Source organism: Streptosporangium nanhuense (genome assembly GCF_059358815.1).
In genome coordinates, this window is record NZ_JCADBG010000002.1 from 250,089 (window position 1) to 272,490 (window position 22,402).

Below are 22,402 nucleotides of genomic sequence, written 5' to 3' on the forward strand. Positions count from 1 at the left end.
GCATGATGGCTGAGGTCGCGTACGTCGGCGGATACACCCCGGACACCAACGGGTCCGGGCCGGGGATCACCCTGGTCGAGCTGGGGAGCCTCGCGCGGCTCGGGGAGACGGCGGCCTCCGGCCCCTCCTTCCTCGCCGTCCACCCCACCCTTCCGGTCCTCTACGCGGTGGGGGAGAGCGAGCGCGGCACGGTCGGCGTCTACGCCCGCGCCGGGGACGGCACGCTGAGCCCGCTCGCGCAGCGGCCCAGCGAGGGATCGGCCCCCTGCCACCTGGCGGTGGACCCCACCGGCACGCGCCTCGCGGTGGCCAACTACGGCGACGGCACGGTCAGCGTGCACGGCATCGACGGATCCGGCCTGCTGACCGACGTGTGGATCTTCCCCTACCGCGAGGGCGCCCACGCCCACCAGGCGGTCTTCGGCCCCGACGGGGTGCTGTACGTCAGCGACCTGGGCTGCGACGAGGTCCGCCGCTACCTGGTCGGGGACGAGGTGGTCCCGCACCCCGACGGCCCGGTGCGGCTCGCCTCCGGCATGGGCCCCCGGCACATGGCCTGGTCGGGCGGCCACTGGTACGTGGCGGGCGAGCTGGACGGCACCGTGCGCGTCTACGAGGTCTCCGACGGCCTTGACGGTCTTGACGACCTCGGCGCTCTCGACGGCTCCGACGGCTCTGAGGCCTCCGGTGGGCCCGGCGCCTCCGGCGGGCAGTGGCGCGAGATCGCCGCCGTCCCGGCCAGCGGGAGGGTGGGGCACAACCAGCCCTCGCACCTGGAGGTCTCCGGCGGGCTCGTCTACGTCGCGAACCGGGGGCCCGACACGATCTCGGTCTTCACGGGACCTGGGCTGGAGCCGGTGGCGGAGGTCCCCTGCGGCGGCGACTGGCCGAGGCACTTCGCCCTCGCCGACGACCGCGTGTACGTGGCCAACCAGCGCTCGGACGGCATCGCCGTGCTCCCGCTCAAGGGAGGCGTGCCGCAGCCCCTGGAAGGGGTCTTCGCCGTCGGCAGCCCCTCCTGCGTGCTGCCCCTGCCGTAGCATTTCCCGAAAAGGGGCCCGCCCCCGACGTCGTCCCCTGAGGCGCCTGTGACGCGCGCGCCCGGCCGGACTCGGGAGAACCGGGTCCGCCGGGCGGCTCACCTGTCGATCGCGGGAAACGACATGTGCGGACTACTCCCTTGGTCTAGACCACTGGGCGCATCTGCGGGCAGAATGCGTTGCGTCGGTGGCGAAAACCCGTCGCCGGACCGACCGTGCCACTTAGTCTGGCCATCTTGTTACCGAACTCATTACCGGAGGATGCCATGCGTATCGGAGTGCTCACCGGGGGCGGCGACTGCCCTGGCCTGAACGCCGTTATCCGCGCCGTCGTGCGCAAGGGAGTGGGCGTTCACGGCCATGAGTTCGTCGGGTTCCGCGACGGCTGGCGGGGCCCCCTCGAGGGCGACACCATGCAGCTTGACATCGACGCCGTACGCGGGATCCTGCCGCGCGGCGGAACGATCCTTGGCTCCTCCAGGACCAACCCGATCAAGATCGAGGGTGGCGTTGAGAAGATCAAGGAGAACCTCGCGAAGGGCGGGGTCGACGCGCTGATCGCGATCGGCGGCGAGGACACCCTCGGTGTGGCCAAGCAGCTCTTCGACAAGGGCGTGAAGGTCGTCGGCGTGCCCAAGACGATCGACAACGACCTCAACGCGACCGACTACACCTTCGGCTTCGACACGGCTGTCAACATCGCCGTCGAGGCGATCGACCGCCTGCACACCACCGCCGAGTCCCACCACCGCGCGCTGATCTGCGAGGTCATGGGCCGCCACGCGGGCTGGATCGCCCTGCACGCCGGAATGGCGGGCGGCGCCAACGTCATCCTCATCCCGGAGAAGCCCTTCGACATCGACAAGGTCTGCGCCTACGTCGAGTCCCGCTTCGAGACGCGCTACGCGCCGATCATCGTCGTGGCCGAGGGCGCGCACCCGGTCGAGGGCCAGATGGCGCTGCAGGCGGGCGAGCTCGACGCTTTCGGCCACGTCCGGCTCGGCGGCATCGGCGAGAACCTCGCCAAGGAGATCGAGAAGCGCACCGGCAAGGAGGCCCGCACCACCGTGCTCGGCCACATCCAGCGCGGCGGCACCCCCACGGCCTTCGACCGGGTGCTGGCCACCCGGTTCGGCCTGCAGGCCATCGACGCGGTGCAGGAGGGCGACTTCGGCAAGATGGTCGCCCTGCAGGGCACCGACATCGTCAGGGTCGGCCTCGACGAGGCCACCAAGGAGCTGAAGACCGTTCCGGTCGGCCGCTACGAGGAGGCCGAGGTCTTCTTCGGCTGAGATCGCCCCATGGGTCGCGGCCGTCGCGGCTCCCGCCGCCACCCGGGCCTCGGGAAGTCGTCACGTCCCCGGGCCCGCCGGTAAGCGTTCTGCAAGCGGCCTCCCCTAACCTCCCGGCAGGGCGGCCGCCGCGACTCCCCCCATGTACGGCTTGCGCCTTGACCAGGCATCAGCGGGGGCGCAAGCCGTACATCACCGCCCTCGGGAGTCGAACAGCGACGGGCCCTTCGGCGTGGGAGCCGGGGCAGGGGTGACCGGCTCCCTGAGCCGGTCCTCGTCGCGTCGGCTCTCCAGCCTGGCCAGCAGGGCGGCGTCGGTCTCCAGTTCCCGCTGCGACGGCGCCAGGATGACGGCCAGCAGCAGGCCGAGTGTGAGCAGGCTCACCAGGGCCAGCGTGGGCAGCATGAAGTCGACACCCCTGGCCCCCTCGACCGGGGCCAGCGAGATCATCGGCTGTACCTCAAGGGCGAACATGCCGGTGTAGTGCATGCCGCAGACCGCCAGAGCCATGATCAGCGCGGCGCCGCCGGTGGCGAGCGCGCCGCTGACCCGCAGGGTGAACCAGAGCGCCACCGTGGAGGCGGCGATCGCGATCAGCACCGAGAGCCCGACCAGCAGCGGGTCGTAGGAGACCCGCGCGGACATGTTCATCGCGAACATCCCGATGTAGTGCATGCCCGCCACGCCGAGACCGGTGAGCACGCCCCCGGACAGCAGCGGGAGCACCTTCTCCCCCCGGTAGGAGACCAGGAACAGGCCCGCGCCCACGATGACGACCGCCAGGGCCGCCGAGCCGACCGTCAGCGGCACGTCGTAACGGATCTGGCCACCGCCGACGGCGAAGCCCATCATGGCGACGAAGTGCATGACCCAGATGCCGGTGCCGCCGATGGACAGCGCCCCGCCCGCCAGCCAGCGGGCGCGGGTCGCGCCTGTCGTCGTACGGGCCCTGGCGGTGAGCAGAAGGCCGAGCATGCATCCGACGCTCGACATGACGTAGGCCAGCACGGGGGTGAGCAGGCCATAGGAGAAGTGATCTACGTGGGACATGTTCCGGTTTCTCGTGAGAGGGAAATCAGGGGATTATTGCAGTTCGTCACCTTTGCGGGGAAAAGCGAGGGTGGCCGGTGACGGGAATCGAGGATCCGTTCTGGCGGGCGGTGGCGGTTTTCCGTGTCGCGTCCCTCGCGTACGCGGCGCTCCTGCTCATCCGGGCCGGGGGGTACGCCCACCCGGCGACCGGCTGGCTGGTGATCGGCGTCATGGCGCTGTGGACCGTGGGGACGATCTTCGCCTACTCCGTCAGGGAGCTCCGCGGCCGGCCCCTGCTCGCCGCCGACATGCTCGTGACCGTGGGCTGCCTGCTCGCCACTCCGGCGGTGCAGGGCGCCTACCAGCAGGGCAGCCTGCCGATCACCGGCACCTGGATGGGCGGGGCGGTGCTCGCCTGGGCGGTGTACGGCGGGCGGCGGCTGGGGGCGGTGGCCGCGCTGATCGTCTCGCTGGCCGACCTGTGGTTGCGCGGCGGTCTCGCCGGCGACCTCGAAATGCTGCCGATCAACGGCACCGTCCTGCTCTTCCTCGCCGGGGTGGTCGTCGGGCACGTGGCCCGGCTGGCCAAGAAGGCCGAGGAGCGCATGCAGCAGGCGATCGAGCTGGAGGCGGCCGGGCGGGAGCGGGAGCGGCTCGCCCGGGGGATCCACGACTCGGTGCTCCAGGTGCTCGCGCTGGTCCAGCGGCGCGGGCAGGAGATCGGCGGCGAGGCGGCCGAACTGGGCAGGCTCGCGGGCGAGCAGGAGGCCGCGCTGCGCGAGCTGGTCAGGCTCAGGCCCGAGGCGTCCGCCCTGGGCACCGCCGACCTGTGCGTGCTGCTGCACAGGTACGGCTCAGCCACGGTCACCGTCTCTGCCCCGGCGACCCCGCTGACCCTGCCCGCGGCCACCGCGGCCGAGATGGCCGCCGCGGTCGGGGCCGCCCTGGACAACGTGGCCCGCCACTGCGGGGCGCGGGCGCCCGCGTGGGTCTTCGCCGAGGGCGACGGCGGGCTGGTCACCGTGACCGTCAGGGACGAGGGGCCCGGCATCGCGCCCGGACGCCTGGAGGAGGCCGCCGCCGCCGGGCGGCTCGGCGTCGCGCAGTCCATCAGGGGCCGCATCGCCGACCTCGGCGGCACGGTCACCGTGATCTCGGGCCCCGGCCGGGGCACCGAGATCGAGATGTCGGTTCCGGCCGGTCAGGCCGGTCAGGCCGGTTAGGCCGCCCAAGACGCGCGAGCCCGCACGACGCCACACAACGCCGCGCGAGGCCGCACGACGCCGCGCGAGGCCGCACAACGCCGTACGCGCTTCCGTTCGTGGCGTACGGAAGGTGTGAATCGCCGGCCGCCTCGGGGCGGGTGACGGGAAGAAGAGCGGCCGGTCGGGACAGAACGGTTCTAAGGTGGGCCAATGCGCGTGATGGTGGTGGACGACCACCCGATGTGGAGGGACGGGGTGGCCAGGGACCTGGCCGAGGCCGGGTACGAGGTCGTGGCGACGGTCGGGGAGGGGCGGCAGGCGGTCCGGGTGGCCGCGGCGGTCCGGCCCGAGGTGGTCGTGCTCGACCTGCAACTGCCCGACCTGCCGGGCGTCGAGGTGGCCAGGAGGCTGGCCGCGTCGGAGCCGCCGCCCAGGGTGCTGATGCTGTCGGCCAGCGGCGAGCAGGAGGACGTGCTGGAGGCCGTCAAGGCCGGCGCGTCCGGATACCTCCTGAAATCCGCGAGCAAGGAGGAGTTCCTCGACGCGGTCAGGCGCACCGCCGAGGGCGACGCGGTGTTCACCCCCGGCCTGGCGGGACTCGTCCTGGGGGAGTACCGCAGGCTGGCGGCCAGGCCCGCGCCCGAGGCGACCCCCCGGCTGACCGAGCGGGAGACCGAGGTGCTTCGCCTGGTCGCCAAGGGCCTGTCGTACAAGCAGATCGCCGAGCGTCTCGTGCTCTCGCACCGGACGGTGCAGAACCACGTCCAGAACACGTTGAACAAGCTCCAGCTCCACAATCGGGTGGAGTTGGTCCGCTACGCGATCGAGCAGGGCCTCGACGAGTCGTAAGCGCGACTAAAGTGACAAGGTCGAGACGTTGTCTTTGCGCGAGCACGCGAGAGACTTGACCGAGGTTCCCCGATATCGGTTCCCCGGCGTCTCCCGACTCCCCGTCCCCCTCGAAGTTCCACCGGAGGTCGCACCATGACCATGTCCGCCTTGGGCGAGCCCTGCGTTCTGCTCAAACTGGGCGAGGTCGTCCTCAAGGGCAACAACCGCGAGCTCTTCGAGCGCAGGTTGCAGGCCAACATCAAGGCCGCCCTGAAGGACGTCGGCGTCAAGGTCGACGTACGGCAGCGCCACGGTGTGATCGCGCTCTTCCTGCCGGACGGCAGCGGTGCGGAGATCGCCGACGCGGTCGCCGAGCGTGTCTCGTACGTCCCGGGCCTGGTCTGGGTCCACCGCGCCTGGCGGGTGGAGAAGGACCCCTCGACGATCACCAAGGCCGCCATCGAGTTGCTGGCCGACCGCGACGACGTCAGGCGCGGCGTCTCCTTCGCGGTGCGCTCCCGCCGCCGCGACAAGCGCTTCCCGCTCACCTCGATGCAGCTGGACCGCTCGGTCGGCGGCGAGCTCAACGACATCTACGGCCTGCCGGTCGACCTGAAGCGCCCCGAGCTGGTGGTCTCCATCGAGGTCGACCGCGACGAGGCGTTCGTCTTCACCGGCGGGCAGCCGGGCCAGGGCGGGCTGCCGGTCGGCACCAGCGGCAGGGGCCTGGTGCTGATGTCCGGCGGCATCGACTCCCCGGTGGCCGCCTACCGGATGATGCGCCGCGGCCTGCGGGTCGACTTCCTGCACTTCTCCGGCATCCCCTTCACCACCTCGGAGTCCATCTACAAGGCGTACGCCCTGGTCAGGGCACTCGACAAGTTCCAGGGCGGGTCCCGGCTGTGGGTCGTCCCGTTCGGCAAGGCCCAGCAGTCGATCAAGGCCTCGGGGCAGGACCGCCTGGCGATCATCACGCAGCGGCGCCTGATGCTGAAGACCGGCGAGGAGGTCGCCCGCCGCCTGCGCGCCGGGGCCCTGGTCACCGGCGACTCCCTGGGACAGGTCTCCTCGCAGACCCTGCAGAACATCACCGCCCAGGACGACGCCGTCGACATGCCGATCCTGCGTCCCCTCATCGGCCTCGACAAGACCGAGATCATGGCCGAGGCCCGCCGCATCGGCACCCTGGCGATCTCCGAGCTGCCCGACGAGGACTGCTGCACGCTCCTGGCCCCCCGCAAGGCCGAGACCGCCGCGAAGGTCGCCGACCTGAAGAAGATCGAGCGCCGCCTCGACGCCGAGGAGCTCGCCGTCCAGCTGGCCGGTTCCCTGCAGGAGTACAAGATCGACGCCTGACCCCCTCGGGCCGCATCCGAGGGGGCGTGCGGGACCGCCGGGACGTCCGGGGTGTTGCTGGTGGAGGTCTCGAAGGTGCGGATTCGCCCTCGCACAGCACGATGCCGAGGTTGCCGCGCCGGGCGACGTACTTGGCGGCCATCAGCCACTCCTCGATCGTGGCGCTCATCGGATACCTCCAGCGTGGAGACCACGGCTTTAGCCCTGGGGAGGAAACGCGGCACGGCGCCGCGTGGTCTGGGATCGAGCACATGGTCATGCTCAGCTGATCTTGCGGCAGAATTCTGAAGCGTGGCGCAGATCGTGAAGCGGGCTTTCAAGTTCCGCTTTCATCCGACGGACGAGCAGGCGGCGGAGCTGTCTCGTACGTTCGGCTGCGCCCGCCTGGTATATAACAAAGCTCTGGAAGAGCGGACCCGCGCCTACATCCTCGAAGGCCGCAGGGTCTCCTACGTACAGTCGTCGGCCGCCTTGACGGAGTGGAAGCGCACTGACGCGCTGGCGTTCTTGAACGAGGTGTCGTCGGTGCCGTTGCAGCAGGCATTGCGGCACCTGCAGGCGGCGTTCGTGAACTTCTTCGCCCGGCGGGCGAGGTATCCGACGTTCAAGTCCCGTAAGAAGTCCCGCCGCAGCGTCGAATACACCCGCTCCGCGTTTAAATACCGCAATGGTCGGCTCACCCTGGCGAAGATGAACGGCCCGCTGAACATCGTGTGGTCACGCCCTCTGCCTGAAGGTGCGGAGCCGTCCACGGTGACGGTGTCGAAGGACGCGGCGGGGCGCTGGTTCGTGGCGATCCTGTGCGAGGACCGCATTTGCCCGCTCCCTCCGACAGTCGACACGGTCGGGGTGGATGCGGGTATCACGGCGTTGGCGACGCTCTCCACCGGAGAGAAGATCGTCAATCCCAAGCACGAGCGGGCCGACCGCCGCAAGCTCGCCAAGGCTCAGCGCGCCCTGGCTCGCAAGGAGAAGGGGTCGGCCAACCGAGCCAAAGCCAAGGTTGAGGTCGCCCGCGTTCATGCCCGAATCGTCGATCGGCGCCGTGATCATCTGCATAAGGTCACCACTCGTCTCGTCCGTGAGAACCAAACGGTCGTGATCGAGGACCTCACCGTGCGCAACATGGTGAAGAACCACAGCCTGGCCCGCGCCATCTCGGACGCCTCGTGGCGGGAGATGCGGTCCATGCTGGAGTACAAGGCGCAGTGGTACGGGCGAGAACTCCTGGTCGTGGATCGGTGGTTGCCCTCTTCGAAACTGTGCTCGGCTTGCGGCGCGATCCAGCGGTCCATGCCGTTGGGCGTCCGGGACTGGGTGTGTGCCTGCGGCGCGTCCCATGATCGGGATGTGAACGCCGCGAAGAACATTCTCGCCGCCGGGCTGGCGGAGAGGTGAAACGCCTGTGGAGGGCTGGTAAGACCCGATCCGCGAAAGCGGCGAGGGCGCGGCCCTGTGAAGCAGGAAACCCAACCGGTGAGGGTTGGAGTCCCCGGCTTTAGCCGTGGGAGGATGTCAACCCGCGCTTGAGCATCACCGGCTTGCCGGAGGCGCCGACGACATGCGGCAGCGCGAAGTTCTGCGCGTTGCGGGTACCGACCTGAAGCATGTCGGTGTAGGAGGCCACCAGCTTCACGTCGTCGGCGTCGATGACCTCGGTGACGATGGGCAGCCCAGTCTGCTCGCGTACGTCGCCGAGAACGCGTCTGTCCCGTGACCCGTGGAAGAGGGTTACGCGGTGGCCACCGGGATGCCGGGAAACCGACGATGGCAGGATTACCCCGTGCCAGCGGGGAAACGGCGAGGGGAGTGACGGTGGAGCAGTCCGAATCGCCGGAGGAGCCTCGCCTGCCCCCGGGCCAGTACGTCCCACGGGGCAGACCGGTGATCCACTACGGCCGGGTGCCCACGTTCCGCCCGGCGACCTGGCAGTTGCACGTCATGGGCGCGACCGCGTCGGGCGAGCAGCACCGCTTCACCTGGCCCCAGTTCTCCGAGCTGCCGCGCACCACGATCGTGGCCGACTTCCACTGCGTCACCAAGTTCTCGATCATGGGCAACGAGTGGAGCGGGGTGTCCACGAAGACGCTGATGGAGATCGCCCCGCCCGCGCCCGACGTGAAGCACGTGATGATCTGGGGCGAGTACGGCTACAGCGCCAACGTCCGACTGAGCGACTTCGTACGCTCCCAGACGATGTTCGCGCTGGAGTTCGACGAGAAGCCCATCTCCCCGGAGCGCGGGTTCCCGGTGCGGATGATCGTCCCGCACCTGTACGCCTGGAAGAGCGTCAAGTGGGTCCGCGCCGTGGAGTACCTGGTGGAGGACAAGCGCGGCTTCTGGGAGGAGCGCGGCTACCACAACATCGCCGACCCCTGGCGTGAGCAGCGCTACTCCTATCAGGAGGAAGCGGGCGAAGGCCCGCCGTGATCTGCGTTCTTCCCTGATCAGAGGGGCGGGTTGACTACGGTTTCCCGCATGTCGACGACCGGCTGGGCGCTGCTCTGCGCCCTCAGTGTCCTCCTCGGATTCCTTCTTCCCCGCCCGCGGCGGGAGCACCCGGACCGTTCCGGCGGTCCGACGGACGAGGCCACCTTCCTCACTTTGCACATCGCGGCGATGGCGGCCCCCTCGCTGCGGGCCGGGCTCACCCGCGAGTCCGCCCGCAAGGCGGTCCGCCACCTGCGCGCCCTGCTGGGCACCGGCGCCATCGCGGTCGTCGACCCCGGCGGCCTGCTCGCCTGGGACGGCGCGGCGGGCTGCCACCGCGACCACGCGCCCGAGCACGCCCGCGCGGTCCTCGCCTCCGCCCGCCCGCGCGTGATGGCCCCGGAGGAGCTGGCCTGCGACACGCCCGGCTGCGCCGTCCGGGGCGGCGTCGTCGTGCCGCTCACCGTCGACGGGCGGGTGGTCGGCGCGCTCGCCGCGTACGACACCGTGGTGAGCGCGGCGCTGGTGCGGACCGTCACCGAGGTCGGCCGGTGGGTCTCCGGGCAGCTGGAGCTGGCCGAGGTCGACTCCTCGCGGCGGCGGACGATGGCGGCCGAGATGCGGGCGCTGCGCGCCCAGATGTCCCCGCACTTCGTCTACAACGCGCTGACCACCATCGCCTCCTTCGTCCGCACCGACCCCGACCGGGCACGGGAACTGCTGGTGGAGTTCGCCGACTTCAACCGGTACGCGCTGCGCCGGGCCCGCGACTTCACCACCCTCGCCGAGGAGGTGCACTGCGTGGACCGCTACCTGCTCCTGGAACGTGCCAGGTTCGGCGACCGGCTGCGCGTCACCCTCCGGGTCGCGCCGGAGGTGCTGTCGCTGCCCGTCCCGTTCCTGTGCCTGCAGCCCCTGGTGGAGAACGCCGTCAGGCACGGGGTGGCCGCGGCGGGACGCCACGGCGAGGTGCGGGTGGTGGTCAGCGACGCCGGTCCCGAGGCGCACATCAGCGTGGAGGACGACGGCCTGGGCATGTCCCCCGAGCGGACCCGGCTGCTCCTCGACGGCGGCTTCTCGCGCCTGGGGTCGTACGCGGGCCCGCACGGGGACTCCCACGGAGACCCGCGAGGGGACGAGGAGGAGGGGATCGGGCTGGCCGGGGTGGACGTGCGGTTCCGGCAGATCTACGGCGAGGACTACGGCCTGGTCGTGGAGAGTGCCCCGAACGCGGGCACCACGGTGAGGCTCCGCGTGCCCAAGCTCCCCCGACCATAGCTACTTGTAGTCAAAGTATTACCTGAAGTCGCGATGAAGCTTGCGGCGGATGTGGTCGAGGGGGCAGCGTAGGGTCATGTTGCGAGTCCTGGCCGTTGACGACGAGGTCCCCGCTCTTGAGGAGATCGCCTATCTCCTCCGCCAGGACCCCCGGATCGAGCACGTGTCCACCGCCGTGGGCGGCGTCACCGCGCTCCAGGACATGGTCCAGATGATCGGTACGGGCGAGCGGCTGGACGGGGTCTTCCTCGACATCCGGATGCCCGGCCTCGACGGCCTCGACCTGGCCAGGCTCATCGCGGGCTTCCCCAACCCGCCCCGGCTGGTCTTCGTCACCGCCCACGAGGAGTGCGCGGTGCAGGCCTTCGAGCTGGAGGCGGTCGACTACCTGCTCAAGCCGCTTCGGGCCGACCGGCTGGCCGAGGCGGTGCGGCGCCTGGAGGCGCTGATCCCCGCGACCCCCGCGGCGGCCGACCCGGTGTCCGAGGACGTCATCCCGGTCGAGCTCGCCGGGCGGACGAGGTTCGTGCCCCAGCAGGCCGTCTGGTTCGCCGAGGCGCAGGGCGACTACGTCCGGCTGCACACCGACGAGGGCAGCTACCTGGTCCGCATGCCGCTCGCCGCCCTGGAGCGGCGCTGGGCCGGATCGGGGTTCATCAGGGTGCACCGCAGCACGCTGGTCTCGGTGCGTCACGTGAGCGAGCTGCGCTTCGACGGAGGGCGGGTGATGCTCAGGGTGGGCACCGAGACGCTCCCGGTCAGCCGCCGCCACACCCGCCAGGTCCGCGAGCGGCTCATCCGCCAGTTCCGCGACCACCCGGCCGTCCCCGGAGTGGCCCGGGGCAGATCCCTGCCCTCCGCCGCCCTCCGCTAGCCGCGCCCCGCCCCTGGGGCGTGAGGGTCCTGCTGGCGTGGTTCTTCTGAGGGCGTAGTGCTTCTGAGGGCGTGGTTCTTCTGAGGGCGTGGTTCTTCTGAAGGCGTGCTCCTTCTGAAGGCGTGGCCCTTGTGAAGGCGTGGCCCTTGTGAAGGTGAGGGCATCTCTGCGGGGCCGCGCGCTTTCCTGGGGCGAGGGGCTCCTTCTGTCGGGTTGCGCGTTCCTTCCCGCCCGCGCCGGTGAGCCGTGCGCGCCCGGGTGACCCCTTGCCTCTCTCGGAGGTTATGCGACCGCCTGCGGTCGCCGTACACCCCGCCTCAGGCCCTCTTGCGTACCCCTACGCCCCCGTGTGGCGATTCACGCCCGGGTGGACCCCGGTAACGCCCGCTCCCGGCCGCCGGGCCTTCGGTCGTGTCTTCAGACGTCGCCTCGAGTCCTCCTCGGCCGTGGCCCGGACGGTGTCCTGTGCTCGCCGGCGGTGACCATCGGCCGGAACGCCTACCTGCCCCGTCGCCGAGGTCCCGATTCCGGATCCCGTGCGTCGGCGCGCGTCTCACGTGTCCCGGCGGCGCCTTTCCGTACCGGTGGTCTCACCGGCACCGGATGCCCCCGATCGACCGTTCGTCGTCCGTCGGCCGCCGTTCGTCGCGCTGCCACTCTCCGTACATCGACAACTACGAACCGTTAATCGCGCTGGAGGGAAAGCGCCGCTCGCTCGTCTGGACGCGCCTCTAGTGTTCCCTCATCGGAGAGCGAGACCCGCCGCGTCAGGGGGGACACGGAGCCGCAAGGCTCGCAAAGGCCTGACGCGCGGATACCGGGTGACCGTCGAGAGCCGGAGACATCCGGTCACTCGGCCGCCGGGTCCTTGGCCGGAAGGGGAGGGGCCGCCGATCTCCGATGTGACGGGACGCCCGCGTTAGCCAGCGGCCGGACCGTGATCCGGCCACACGGGGGCGGCCGGATCACGAGGACGGGCGTCCCGTCTGATCTCGCGGCTTCAGGGGACGCGGGCCCTGCCCGCCGGTGACCATCGGCGGGCAGCCGGTCGCGGGATCAGGTGTCGCGGAGCTTCTTGAGAGCGTCGATGTCCTCGCGGTGCTTCTCGGCGCCGCCCGGCGTCTCGATGCAGAACGGCACCCCCGCCACCGCCGGGTGGCGCATCATCTCGGCGAAGGGGGCGGAGCCGATGTGGCCGGCGCCGATGTTCTCGTGCCGGTCTCTCCTGGAGCCGCTCGGGTCCTTGGAGTCGTTGGCGTGGACCAGCTTGAGCCGCCCCGGGGCGATCGCGTGCAGGGCGTCCAGGGTCTCCTTGACGCCTTCGGAGGTCGACAGGTCGTGCCCGGCGGAGAAGACGTGGCAGGTGTCGAAGCAGATGTTCGCCTTCGGGTGCCAGTCGAGGGCCTCCAGGTAGGGCTCCAGGTCCTGGACGGTCGCGCAGAGCACCCCGCCCTGCCCGGCCATCGACTCCAGCAGCAGGTCGGGCCCGTCTTCGGGGATCTCCTCCAGGAGCGGCAGGAGGTGCTCGTGCAGCTGGCGCAGGGCGGCGTCACGAGGCTGGCTCACCGCCGACCCCGTGTGGACGACCACTCCCTTCGCGCCGATCGCGTGGCCGCGCAGCAGGTTGTGCCGCACGGTGGCCACCGACTTCTCCAGCGTCTCGGGGCTGGGAGACCCCATGTTGACGAGGTAGGAGGCGTGCACGAAGGACAGCACGCCCGATTCGCGCAGCGCGGCGTCCTGGGCGGGGTCGCCCGCGGCGAGCGCCCAGCCGCGGGGGTTGGTGACGAACACCTGGATCATCTCGGCGCCGATGTCCGCGGCGTAGCGCAGCCCGCCCTTGGCGAGACCGCCGGTGACGGAGACGTGCCCGCCGATGGGGGAGAGTGAAGTCATAGTGCCTCCATTTTAGGCGTCACCCAGGGGGTTGACCCGCCCCCGGCGATCGGTGTTCCTTATCGCCGCCGTCGCCCGCCGTGACATACCGTCACTCGTTCTCACTCCCTGTCTCCGAACGGGAAGTGGTGCGGGGGACGTGGCGGGCCGGAGTGGCGTACGAGAGCCGGATGGGGCGCCCATGAAGGCTCGACGGTGATTCGGCGGGTCGACCGGTCCGTTTCGCCGAGGCCGGTAACCCGGTGGCGGCCGGATTTCGCGGCTGCGCGGGGCTTTCGGCCGCACGTCACGGAGGTGAGCGGGCGATGAAGATCAACCGGTTTGGAGCATGTTACGAAAATCCGGGGCAAATCATGGCTCACTTTGCGGTTCTTGGCGCTGGACCGCGCACACCGGCGGTGTGTGTACTGCTCACATGCCTAAGGTGAACTCCGCACCGCCGGTCCCGGGGCTGGCCGCGTTCAACGCGCTGGGCGCCGAGGAGGCCGAGGCCGGGCTGCTGGCCTGCTGCGCCTGCCGGGCCTTCGCCCGGGAGGTGGCCGCGCTGCGCCCCTACCGCGACCTCGACCGGCTGGGCGAGGTGGCGGAGGCCGCCGTGCGGGGGCTGGACTGGCCCGGCGTCCGCGAGGCGCTGGCCGCCCACCCCCGGATCGGCGAGCCGCCCCGGGAGGATGGTCCCACCGCTGCTTCCGAGCCGCCCGGCCTCTCGGAGCGGCGCGGGGAAAACCCCGCGGAGGGGCACTCGGCGAGGGAGGCGGCCTGGTCACGCGGGGAGCAGGCGGGGGTCGACACGGCGGGGCGGGAGGTCCTCGACCGGCTGGCGGAGGGCAACCGCGCCTACGAGCGGCGCTTCGGCCACGTCTACCTGATCTGCGCCACCGGCCTGTCGGCGGAGGAGATGCTGGCCCGTCTCACGGAGCGGCTCGGCAACGACGAGGACACCGAACGGGACGTCGTCAGGACCGAACTCGCGAAGATCACCCGTCTGCGGCTGGCGAAGCTCCTGGGAGCCGCCACGAGCCCCCTGCCCCTCGAAGATCGCACCCTCGGGAAAGGTCCCGCATGAGCCTGTCCACCCACGTGCTGGACGCCGCCCTGGGCAGGCCCGCGGCGGGGGTCGCCGTACGCCTGGAAAGACCGGGAAGCCCCGAGCGGGACGGCGAGGTGCTCGCCGAGGGCGTCACCGACGCCGACGGGCGGATCGCGGGATGGACCTGCGGGGCGGGTGAGCACCGCCTGGTCTTCGACACCGGCGGCTACTTCGCGGCCCGCGCGGTGGACGCCTTCTACCCCAGGGTCTCGATCGACTTCACGGTCACGGACCCGGCCGAGCACCACCACGTGCCCCTGCTGCTCAGCCCGTTCGCCTACTCGACGTATCGAGGGAGCTAGCATGCCCGTCGTTCTCGGCCCCAACCGCTACGGCAAGGCGGAGACCCGCCTGGTCCGTGTCGTCAGGGACGGCGGCGTCCACCACATCAAGGACGTCACCGTCGGCTCGGCGCTGTCCGGCGAGATGGAGGCGGTCCACCTCACCGGGGACAACGCCGCGGTCCTGCCGACCGACACGCAGAAGAACACCGTCTACGCCTTCGCCAGGAAGCACGGCGTGGCGGAGATCGAGGACTTCGCGATCCTGCTGGCCCGCCACTACGTGGAGTCGCAGCCCACCGTCCACCACGCCCGCGTGGAGATCGAGGAGCACTTCTGGGACCGCATCCCGGTGTCCGACGACGTCGCCGGGGAGCGCGGGCGGCACTCCTTCGTCCGCTCCGGCCGGGAGACGCGCACCTGCGCCGTCCACCACGACCGCGACGGCACCACCACCGTCGTCTCCGGGCTGAGGGACCTGGTGGTGCTCAACTCGACCGACTCGGAGTTCTCCGGATTCGTCGAGGACGAGTACACCACCCTCCCGCCGACCAAGGACCGCGTCCTCGCCACCGCCGTCTCGGCCCGCTGGCGGCACCTGCCCGGCGCGGAACCGCCGGGGACGGCGTACGGATCGGGGACGGCGTACGGGGAGTCGTACGACGAGGTGCGCCGCCACCTGCTCGGGGCGTTCGCCGAGACCTACAGCCTGTCGCTGCAGCAGACGCTCTACGCGATGGGCGAGCGGGTGCTGAACGCCCGCGAGGAGGTCTGCGAGGTGCGCCTGGCGATGCCGAACAAGCACCACTTCCTGGTCGACCTCACCCCGTTCGGGCTGGACAACCCCAACGAGGTGTTCCACGCGGCCGACCGTCCCTACGGGCTGATCGAGGGCAGCGTGCTGCGCGACGACGCCCCCGACGCCCGCTTCGCGTGGGAGTGATCGACAATGGACTTCCTGCGACCCGCCACGTGGGCGGAGGCACTCGCCGCCAGGGCCGACCGGCCGGACGCGGTCCCCATCCAGGGCGGCACCGACATGATGGTCGAGCTCAACTTCGACGTGCGGCGGCCCGGCGCGCTGCTCGACCTGAACCGGGTCGCCGAGCTCGCGGAGTGGAGCGAGGAACCGGACGGCAGGCTCAGGATCGGCGCGGGCGTGACGTACGCCCGGCTCATCGCCGAGCTCGGCGACCGGCTGCCCGGCCTGGCGCAGGCCTCCCGAACGGTCGGCTCGCCGCAGATCCGCAACCGGGGCACCGTGGGGGGCAACCTCGGCGCTGCCTCGCCCGCCGGGGACAGCCACCCGCCGCTGCTGGCGGGGGAGGCGGTCGTCGAGGTCGAGTCCGCGGCCGGAGGCGTGCGGATGATCCCGGCGGCCGACTTCTACCTCGGGGTCAAGCGCAGCGCGCTGGAGGCCGGCGAGCTGATCCGGGCGTTCTGGATCAGCCCCGCGAGCGGCCCCCAGTACTTCTCCAAGGTCGGCACCCGCAACGCCATGGTGATCGCGGTCTGCTCGTTCGCGATCGCGCTCCACCCCGACGAGCGCCGGGTCGGCACCGGCATCGGCTCGGCCGCCCCCACCCCGCGCCGCGCCGTCGCCGCCGAGGAGTTCCTCGCCGCCGAGCTCGACTGGGAGGCGCGGCTCGATCCCGCGGTGCTCGGCCGTTTCGGCGAGCTGGCCGCCGAGGCCGCCTCGCCGATCGACGACGTGCGCGGCACCGCCGGCTACCGGCGCCACGCCATCGCGGTGATGGCGCGGCGCACCCTCACCTGGGCGTGGAACGAGTTCCGCTCCGGACACTTCGAGAGGAGGGCCGGCTGATGCGCGTCACCTTCACCGTCAACGGCCGCACGGAGACCGCCGACGACGTCTGGGAGGGCGAGAGCCTCCTGTACGTCCTGCGCGAGCGGGTCGGCCTGCCGGGTTCCAAGAACGCGTGCGAGCAGGGCGAGTGCGGCTCCTGCACGGTCTACCTCGACGGGGTCCCCGTCTGCGCGTGCCTGGTCGCGGCCGGGCAGGCAGAGGGGCGGCAGGTCCGCACCGTCGAGGGGCTCGCCGACGGCGACCGGCTCGACCCGATCCAGGAGGCCTTCGTCGAGTGCGGCGCCGTCCAGTGCGGCTTCTGCACCCCCGGCCTCCTCGTCCAGGCCCACGACCTGATCGAACGGGTCGCGCGGCCGTCCGACGCGGAGATCCGCGAGGCGCTGGCGGGCAACCTGTGCCGGTGCACCGGCTACGAGAAGATCCTCGACGCCGTACGCCTCGCCGCGGCGCGGAAGGCGGAGGCCCGGTGATTCCCGTCCTGATCGAGAACGTCCGTGTGGAAGGCGGCGGTCGGTGAGTTCCACCCTGGTCGAGAACGTCCGTGTGGAAGGCGGCGGTCGGTGAGTTCCACCCTGGTCGAGAACGTCCGCGTGGAAGGCGGCGGCCCGTGAGTTCCACCCTGATCGAGAACGTCCACATCGCCCCGGTCGTGGGCCCGGAGATCCCCTCGGCGCACATCCACGTCGAGGGCGACAGGATCGCGGCCGTGGGCGCGGGGCCCGCGCCGGAGGTCCCGGGAGCGGCCAGGATCGACGGTACCGGCTGCCTGGCCACCCCCGGCCTGGTCAACACCCACCACCACCTCTACCAGTGGGCCTCCCAGGGGCTCGCCCAGGACGCCACCCTGTTCGAGTGGCTGACGGCGCTCTACCAGGTGTGGGCCGCGATGGACGCCGAGGTCGTCAGGGGCGCGGCGGGCGCGGGGCTGGGTCATCTGGCGCTGTCCGGCTGCACCACCTCCAGCGACCACCACTACATCTTCCCCAAGGGGCGCGGGGACCTGTTCGCCGCGGAGATCGAGGCGGCGCGCGAGGTCGGCCTGCGCTTCCACCCCGCGCGGGGCTCGATGGACCGGGGGAGGTCGCAGGGCGGCCTGCCGCCGGACGTCGTGGTCGAGCGGCTCGACGAGATCCTCGACGCGACGGCCGAGGCCGTCGACACCTACCACGACCCGTCCTTCTCCTCCATGCTCCGCGTCGCGGTCGCCCCCTGCTCGCCGTTCTCCGTCAGCGCCGAGCTGATGACCGAGGCCGCCGCGCTGGCCAGGTCCAAGGGGGTACGCCTGCACACCCACCTCGCCGAGACCCTCGACGAGGAGGAGCACTGCCTGCGGCAGGTCGGGCAGCGCCCGGTCGACTACATGGAGAAGCTCGGCTGGCTCGGCCCGGACGTGTGGTTCGCCCACGCCGTCCACCTGAGCGACGGCGACATCGACGTCTTCGCCCAGACCGGTACGGGTTCGGCGCACTGTCCCAGCTCCAACGGCCGCCTCGGCGCCGGGATCGCCCGCGTCTCCGAGATGCTCCACCGGGGCGCGAACGTCGGTCTGGGGGTGGACGGAAGCGCCTCCGCCGAGCTGACCTCGCTCTCCGGCGAGATGCGGCAGGCCCTGCTGTTCCAGCGGGCCAGGTACGGGCCCACCGCGCTCACCGCCCGGCAGGCCCTGGAGATCGCCACCCTCGGCGGGGCGAGGAACCTGGGCCGCCAGGAGGAGCTCGGCTCCCTGGAGGCCGGGAAGCTCGCCGACATCGCCCTCTGGCGCACCGGGGCATTCGCCTCCGCGGTCGCCGACCCGGTCTGCGCCCTGGTCTTCGGCACCCGGCAGCCCCCGCTGGCCCGGCTGCTGATCGGCGGCAGGACCGTGGTCGAGGACGACGAGCTGCGCACCGTCGCCCAGGACGAGCTCGGCCGCGCGGGAGGCGAGGCGCACCGCCGCCTCATGCGCCTGGCCGCGGAGCAGGGCTTCGGGATCGTGTGACCTTCCCCGCCGTCGGCCCGGAGACGTCGCCGGGGAGGACCGGGCGCCCGGTGAACCCGGTGAGCCCGGGGCGTCCGGGGTGGATCGGCCGCCCGGTGTGTTCGGGGTGGGTCGGCCTCTCGGAACGTCCGGGGTGGATCGGCCGCCCGGGGCGTCCGGGGAGGACCCCGCGCCCGGGACGTCCGCGACATCCGGGGGAGGGGACCGGGCGTCCGGTGCGTCCGGGGGCGGATGTCAAGATGGTGCTCCGTCTCACCGGGTTCCGGCATCCGTCTCCCGTCCGCTCGTACCGGCCGGGGACGCGTGCCGCCCATCCGTCACCAGGGAGCAGGGTTGTCTGAGTCGTCGGGACACGTCGTGATCGCCCCGGACAAGTTCAAGGGCTCGCTGACCGGCGCCGAGGTCGCCGCGCGGGTCGCGGCGGGCCTCGGGCCCGGCGTCGCCACGGTCGCGCTGCCGGTGGCCGACGGCGGTGACGGCACCGTGGACGCCGTCGTGGCCTGCGGGTTCACCCGCGTCGAGGTCGAGGTCACCGGCCCCGTCGGCGAACCGGTCCTCGCCTCCTACGCCTGGCGCGACGCCGCCCCGCCGCAGGGCGGTTCCCCGGGAGAGGACGTGCCGACGGCGGTCGTCGAGCTGGCCGAGGCCTCCGGCCTGCGGCGGCTGCCGGCCGCCTCGGGGCCCGCGGCCCCGGCGGGGTCCCCCGCGCACGAGGGCGTCGAGCCGGCCCCGCTCACCGCGACCAGCCACGGCACCGGCGAGCTGATCGCCCACGCCCTACGGCGCGGGGCCCGGCGGGTCGTGCTCGGCCTCGGTGGCAGCGCCTGCACCGACGGCGGCACGGGCATGATGCGGGCGCTCGGCGTCCGCTTCCTGGATGTCGAGGGGCGGGACCTCCCCTTCGGGGGAGCGGCCCTCCGTGACCTGGAGAGGATCGACACCTCCGGGCTCGTCCCGATCGACGGGGTCGAGTTCGTGGTCGCGGGCGACGTGGACAACCCGCTGCTCGGCCCGCACGGCGCCGCCGCCGTGTACGGGCCGCAGAAGGGCGCGAGCCCCGACGACGTGAAGCTGCTCGACCGGGCCCTCGCCCGGCTCGCCGCCGTCGCCGCGCACACCCACGGCCTGGTCGGGGCCATCGAGCACGACGGCGTCGTCCGATCGATGGGCGTGGCGGGGCAGCCGGGCGCGGGCGCCGCGGGGGGAGTGGGCTTCGCCGCGCTCGCCTTCCTGGCGGCCGACTTCCGCCCCGGCATCGACTACCTCCTGGAGCTGCTCGGCTTCCGCGACCGGCTGGAGGGCGCGCGACTCGTCGTCACCGGTGAGGGCTCGCTCGACGAGCAGACGCTGCGCGGCAAGGCGCCCGCGGGGGTCGCGAGCGCGGCGGCCAAGGCCGGGGTCCCGGTCGTCGCGGTCTGCGGGCGCCGGAGTCTCGGCGACGAGGAGCTGAACGCGGCGGGCATCACGGCCGCCTACGCGCTCACCGACATCGAGCCCGACCCGGCCGTGTGCATGTCCCAGGCGGGCCCGCTGCTGGAGCGGCTCGCCCGCACGGTCGCGGAAAGGCACCTCTGACAGGCGGCGAGGAACGGAGAGCGGATGAGCGCAGGGGCTGAGAACATACCGGATCTGGTCATCCGGTCCCGCAGGGCCGTGCTGCCCGAGGGAGAGGGACCGGCGGCGGTCGCCGTACGGGACGGAAAGATCGTCGGGGTGCACGCCCACGACGCCGGGCCGGACGCCGTCGAGCGGGTCGACCTCGGCGGCGTCGCGCTGCTGCCCGGCCTGGTCGACACCCACGTGCACGTCAACGAGCCCGGCCGCACCCACTGGGAGGGGTTCGCCTCCGCCACCCGGGCGGCCGCGGCGGGCGGGGTGACCACGATCGTGGACATGCCGCTCAACTCGCTGCCGCCGACCGTGGACGCGGACGCCCTGGAGGTGAAGAGGAGGGCCGCGGACGGGCAGTGCGCGGTGGACGTCGCCTTCTGGGGCGGGGCGGTCCCCGGCAACGTCGGGGACCTGCGGCCGCTGCACGAGGCGGGCGTGCGCGGGTTCAAGTGCTTCCTGTCGCCGTCGGGCGTGGACGAGTTCCCGCCGCTGGACGAGGCCGGGCTGCGGGCCGCCATGACGGAGATCGCCTCCTTCGACGGCCTGCTGGTCGTCCACGCCGAGGACCCCGCGCTGCTCGCCGATCCCGGGGGGCCGGGATACCCGGAGTTCCTCGGCTCCCGGCCGGGGGAGGCCGAGCGCCGCGCCGTCGAACGGGTCGCCGCGCTGGCGGGGGAGACCGGGGTGCGGGCGCACATCCTGCACGTGTCGTCCGCGCTCTGCCTGGAACCGCTGGCGAAGGCCCGGCGGGAGGGGGTCAGGCTCACCGCGGAGACCTGCCCGCACTACCTCACGCTGACGGCCGAGGAGGTGCCCGAGGGCGCCACCCAGTTCAAGTGCTGCCCGCCGATCCGCTCCTCGGCCAACCGCGACGAGCTCTGGCGCGGCCTCGCCGACGGGGTGCTCGGCTGCGTCGTCTCCGACCACTCGCCCTCCACCCCCGATCTGAAGGTGCCCGACTTCGCCGCCGCCTGGGGCGGGATCTCCTCCCTGCAGCTCGGCCTGACCGCCGTCTGGACCGAGGCCGCGCGACGCGGGCACGACCTGGGCGACGTCGTGCGCTGGATGGCGGGGAACCCGGCCGAGCTGGCCGGGCTGCGCGGCAAGGGGGCCATCGCGGTGGGCGCGGACGCCGACCTGGTCGCCTTCGACGCCGACGCCGTCCACACCGTGGACGTCTCCGCCCTGCACCACAGGAACCCGGTCACGCCCTACCACGGCAGGACGCTGCTGGGGGAGGTACGCACGACGTGGCTGCGCGGCCGGGCCGTGGGTAGGGATCCCCGGGGTGTCCTGCTGTAGACCCGCCGGCCCTGTGGAACGACTCCGGCGGCCGGGCCGGCTCCCCGCGAGAAAGGCTCTCCCTTTGACCGAGTTCACCACCGAGTTCACCACCGGGTTGCCGACCGGATTCCCGGCCGGGTTCACCGCGCTGCCCGACCTCGCCCTGCGCACCCTCGGCGGCTCGGTCGTCGCGGCCAACGACGAGTCCTTCGCCGAGAAGGAGAGCCTCATCAGGCCGGGCCGCCCCGGCTTCATGCCGCACACCTTCGGGGCCAAGGGCCAGGTCTACGACGGCTGGGAGACCCGCAGGCGCCGCGAGCCCGGCCACGACTGGGCCCTGGTCAGGCTCGGCATGCCCGGCGTGGTCAGGGGCGTCGTGATCGACACCGCCTGGTTCAAGGGCAACTACCCGCCGTACGCCTCCGTCGAGGCCGCCGAGGTCGAGGGCTACCCCACCGTCGCCGAGCTGGAGACGGCCGGCTGGGTGGAGATCGTTCCCAGGAGCGACCTCAAAGGGGACGCCGAGCACCTCTTCGCGGTGTCCGGCGAGCGCCGCTACACGCACGTGCGGCTGAACATGTTCCCCGACGGGGGGATCGCCCGCCTGCGGGTGCACGGCGAGGTCAGGCCCGACCTGTCCCTGTACGAGGGACTCGGCCTGGACCTGGCCGCCCTGGAGAACGGCGCGCTCGTCACCGCCTGCTCCAACGAGTTCTACTCCTCGCCCAACAACGCCATCTCACCCGGGCTCGCCCGCCACCAGGCCGAGGGCTGGGAGACCGCCCGCCGCCGCGACGGCGGCAACGACTGGCTGGTGATCCGCCTGGCGGGCTCCGGCGTCGTCAGCCTCGCCGAGATCGACACCACCAACCTGGTGTTCAACGCCCCCGCCGAGGTCTCCGTCACGGGCAGCGCGGACGGCACCACCTGGTTCCCGCTGCTGCCCAGGACCCGCCTGCTGCCCGACACCCGGCACCGCTTCCGCGTCCGGGACGCGCCCGCGGCCGCGTACGCCAGGGTGGACATCCATCCCGACGGCGGCCTGGCGCGGGTCTGCCTGCACGGCTTCCTCGCCGGGGGCTGACCCGCGCCGGCA

19 protein-coding genes and 3 pseudogenes are annotated in these 22,402 nt (G+C 72.1%); 18 read left to right on the forward strand and 4 right to left on the reverse strand.

Translation table 11 applies throughout. From position 1 onward, the window contains the following. Positions 1 to 2 precede the first annotated feature (2 nt). Positions 3 to 1,040 (forward strand): lactonase family protein, encoded by a 1,038-nt coding sequence (locus AC5L38_RS06010; RefSeq protein ID WP_495241748.1) that lies wholly within the window; start codon positions 3 to 5, stop codon positions 1,038 to 1,040. A gap of 266 nt (positions 1,041 to 1,306) precedes the next feature. Next, positions 1,307 to 2,332, forward strand: a complete 1,026-nt coding sequence (locus AC5L38_RS06015) for a 6-phosphofructokinase (RefSeq protein ID WP_495241749.1) — start codon at positions 1,307 to 1,309, stop codon at positions 2,330 to 2,332. A gap of 192 nt (positions 2,333 to 2,524) precedes the next feature. Here AC5L38_RS06015 and AC5L38_RS06020 read toward each other — a convergent pair whose 3' ends face one another. Further along, positions 2,525 to 3,382, reverse strand: a complete 858-nt coding sequence (locus AC5L38_RS06020; RefSeq protein WP_495241750.1) for an MHYT domain-containing protein — start codon at positions 3,380 to 3,382, stop codon at positions 2,525 to 2,527. Positions 3,383 to 3,459: 77 nt separating this feature from the next. Here AC5L38_RS06020 and macS point away from each other — a divergent pair, with 77 nt between their 5' ends. The 3 genes from macS (at position 3,460) to thiI (ending at position 6,756) form a co-directional block, all read left to right on the forward strand. Continuing rightward, entirely contained in the window at positions 3,460 to 4,587 is a 1,128-nt protein-coding gene (gene macS / locus AC5L38_RS06025; protein WP_495241751.1) for a MacS family sensor histidine kinase, read from the forward strand. Positions 4,588 to 4,788: 201 nt separating this feature from the next. Further along, complete coding sequence (locus AC5L38_RS06030; RefSeq protein WP_495242073.1) at positions 4,789 to 5,418, forward strand: response regulator; 630 nt, start codon at positions 4,789 to 4,791, stop codon at positions 5,416 to 5,418. 135 nt (positions 5,419 to 5,553) lie between these two features. Next, on the forward strand, positions 5,554 to 6,756 hold the full coding sequence (thiI, locus tag AC5L38_RS06035) for a tRNA uracil 4-sulfurtransferase ThiI (RefSeq protein ID WP_495241752.1): 1,203 nt from the start codon (positions 5,554 to 5,556) through the stop codon (positions 6,754 to 6,756). Positions 6,757 to 6,779: 23 nt separating this feature from the next. Here the strand turns inward: thiI and AC5L38_RS06040 are convergent. Continuing rightward, positions 6,780 to 6,925 (reverse strand): annotated as a pseudogene (locus AC5L38_RS06040) (3-deoxy-7-phosphoheptulonate synthase); the annotation flags it as partial. 122 nt (positions 6,926 to 7,047) lie between these two features. Between AC5L38_RS06040 and AC5L38_RS06045 the strand changes: the two are divergent. Next, positions 7,048 to 8,286 (forward strand): annotated as a pseudogene (locus tag AC5L38_RS06045) (RNA-guided endonuclease InsQ/TnpB family protein). On the opposite strand, the pseudogene AC5L38_RS06050 reads toward AC5L38_RS06045, so the two are convergent. Beyond that, positions 8,264 to 8,455, reverse strand: a pseudogene (locus tag AC5L38_RS06050) (3-deoxy-7-phosphoheptulonate synthase); the annotation flags it as partial. The pseudogenes AC5L38_RS06045 and AC5L38_RS06050 overlap by 23 nt on opposite strands. Before the next feature lie 68 nt (positions 8,456 to 8,523). On the opposite strand from AC5L38_RS06050, the gene AC5L38_RS06055 reads away from it, so the two are divergent. From AC5L38_RS06055 to AC5L38_RS06065, 3 genes are all read left to right on the forward strand, one after another. Then, positions 8,524 to 9,186 carry a sulfite oxidase-like oxidoreductase gene (locus tag AC5L38_RS06055; RefSeq protein WP_495241753.1) on the forward strand — a complete coding sequence of 221 codons (663 nt, stop codon included), beginning with the start codon at positions 8,524 to 8,526 and terminating at the stop codon, positions 9,184 to 9,186. 48 nt (positions 9,187 to 9,234) lie between these two features. After that, positions 9,235 to 10,464 carry a histidine kinase gene (locus tag AC5L38_RS06060; RefSeq protein ID WP_495241754.1) on the forward strand — a complete coding sequence of 410 codons (1,230 nt, stop codon included), beginning with the start codon at positions 9,235 to 9,237 and terminating at the stop codon, positions 10,462 to 10,464. A 76-nt stretch (positions 10,465 to 10,540) separates the two neighbouring features. Beyond that, complete coding sequence (locus AC5L38_RS06065) at positions 10,541 to 11,338, forward strand: LytR/AlgR family response regulator transcription factor (protein ID WP_495241755.1); 798 nt, start codon at positions 10,541 to 10,543, stop codon at positions 11,336 to 11,338. A gap of 1,056 nt (positions 11,339 to 12,394) precedes the next feature. Here AC5L38_RS06065 and AC5L38_RS06070 read toward each other — a convergent pair. Next, positions 12,395 to 13,234 carry a deoxyribonuclease IV gene (locus tag AC5L38_RS06070; RefSeq protein ID WP_495241756.1) on the reverse strand — a complete coding sequence of 280 codons (840 nt, stop codon included), beginning with the start codon at positions 13,232 to 13,234 and terminating at the stop codon, positions 12,395 to 12,397. A 415-nt stretch (positions 13,235 to 13,649) separates the two neighbouring features. Between AC5L38_RS06070 and uraD the strand changes: the two genes are divergently transcribed. The 9 genes from uraD to alc all read left to right on the forward strand — a co-directional run bounded on the left by uraD (position 13,650) and on the right by alc (position 22,390). After that, entirely contained in the window at positions 13,650 to 14,300 is a 651-nt protein-coding gene (gene uraD / locus AC5L38_RS06075; RefSeq protein WP_495241757.1) for a 2-oxo-4-hydroxy-4-carboxy-5-ureidoimidazoline decarboxylase, read from the forward strand. Next, positions 14,297 to 14,626 (forward strand): hydroxyisourate hydrolase, encoded by a 330-nt coding sequence (uraH, locus tag AC5L38_RS06080; protein ID WP_495241758.1) that lies wholly within the window; start codon positions 14,297 to 14,299, stop codon positions 14,624 to 14,626. Before uraD ends, uraH begins: the two co-directional genes overlap by 4 nt. Position 14,627: 1 nt before the next feature. Beyond that, positions 14,628 to 15,548 carry a factor-independent urate hydroxylase gene (gene pucL, locus AC5L38_RS06085; RefSeq protein ID WP_495241759.1) on the forward strand — a complete coding sequence of 307 codons (921 nt, stop codon included), beginning with the start codon at positions 14,628 to 14,630 and terminating at the stop codon, positions 15,546 to 15,548. A gap of 6 nt (positions 15,549 to 15,554) precedes the next feature. Continuing rightward, positions 15,555 to 16,430, forward strand: coding sequence for an FAD binding domain-containing protein (locus AC5L38_RS06090; protein ID WP_495241760.1), 876 nt, complete (start codon positions 15,555 to 15,557; stop codon positions 16,428 to 16,430). Then, positions 16,430 to 16,903, forward strand: coding sequence for a (2Fe-2S)-binding protein (locus AC5L38_RS06095; protein ID WP_495241761.1), 474 nt, complete (start codon positions 16,430 to 16,432; stop codon positions 16,901 to 16,903). The genes AC5L38_RS06090 and AC5L38_RS06095 overlap by 1 nt, the downstream gene beginning before the upstream one ends. 137 nt (positions 16,904 to 17,040) lie before the next feature. Further along, entirely contained in the window at positions 17,041 to 18,411 is a 1,371-nt protein-coding gene (locus tag AC5L38_RS06100) for an 8-oxoguanine deaminase (RefSeq protein ID WP_495241762.1), read from the forward strand. A 333-nt stretch (positions 18,412 to 18,744) separates the two neighbouring features. Continuing rightward, positions 18,745 to 19,986, forward strand: coding sequence for a glycerate kinase (locus tag AC5L38_RS06105; RefSeq protein WP_495241763.1), 1,242 nt, complete (start codon positions 18,745 to 18,747; stop codon positions 19,984 to 19,986). A 24-nt stretch (positions 19,987 to 20,010) separates the two neighbouring features. Further along, on the forward strand, positions 20,011 to 21,324 hold the full coding sequence (gene allB, locus AC5L38_RS06110; protein WP_495241764.1) for an allantoinase AllB: 1,314 nt from the start codon (positions 20,011 to 20,013) through the stop codon (positions 21,322 to 21,324). Between the two features lie 64 nt (positions 21,325 to 21,388). Next, on the forward strand, positions 21,389 to 22,390 hold the full coding sequence (alc, locus tag AC5L38_RS06115; RefSeq protein WP_495241765.1) for an allantoicase: 1,002 nt from the start codon (positions 21,389 to 21,391) through the stop codon (positions 22,388 to 22,390). Positions 22,391 to 22,402: the final 12 nt, after the last annotated feature.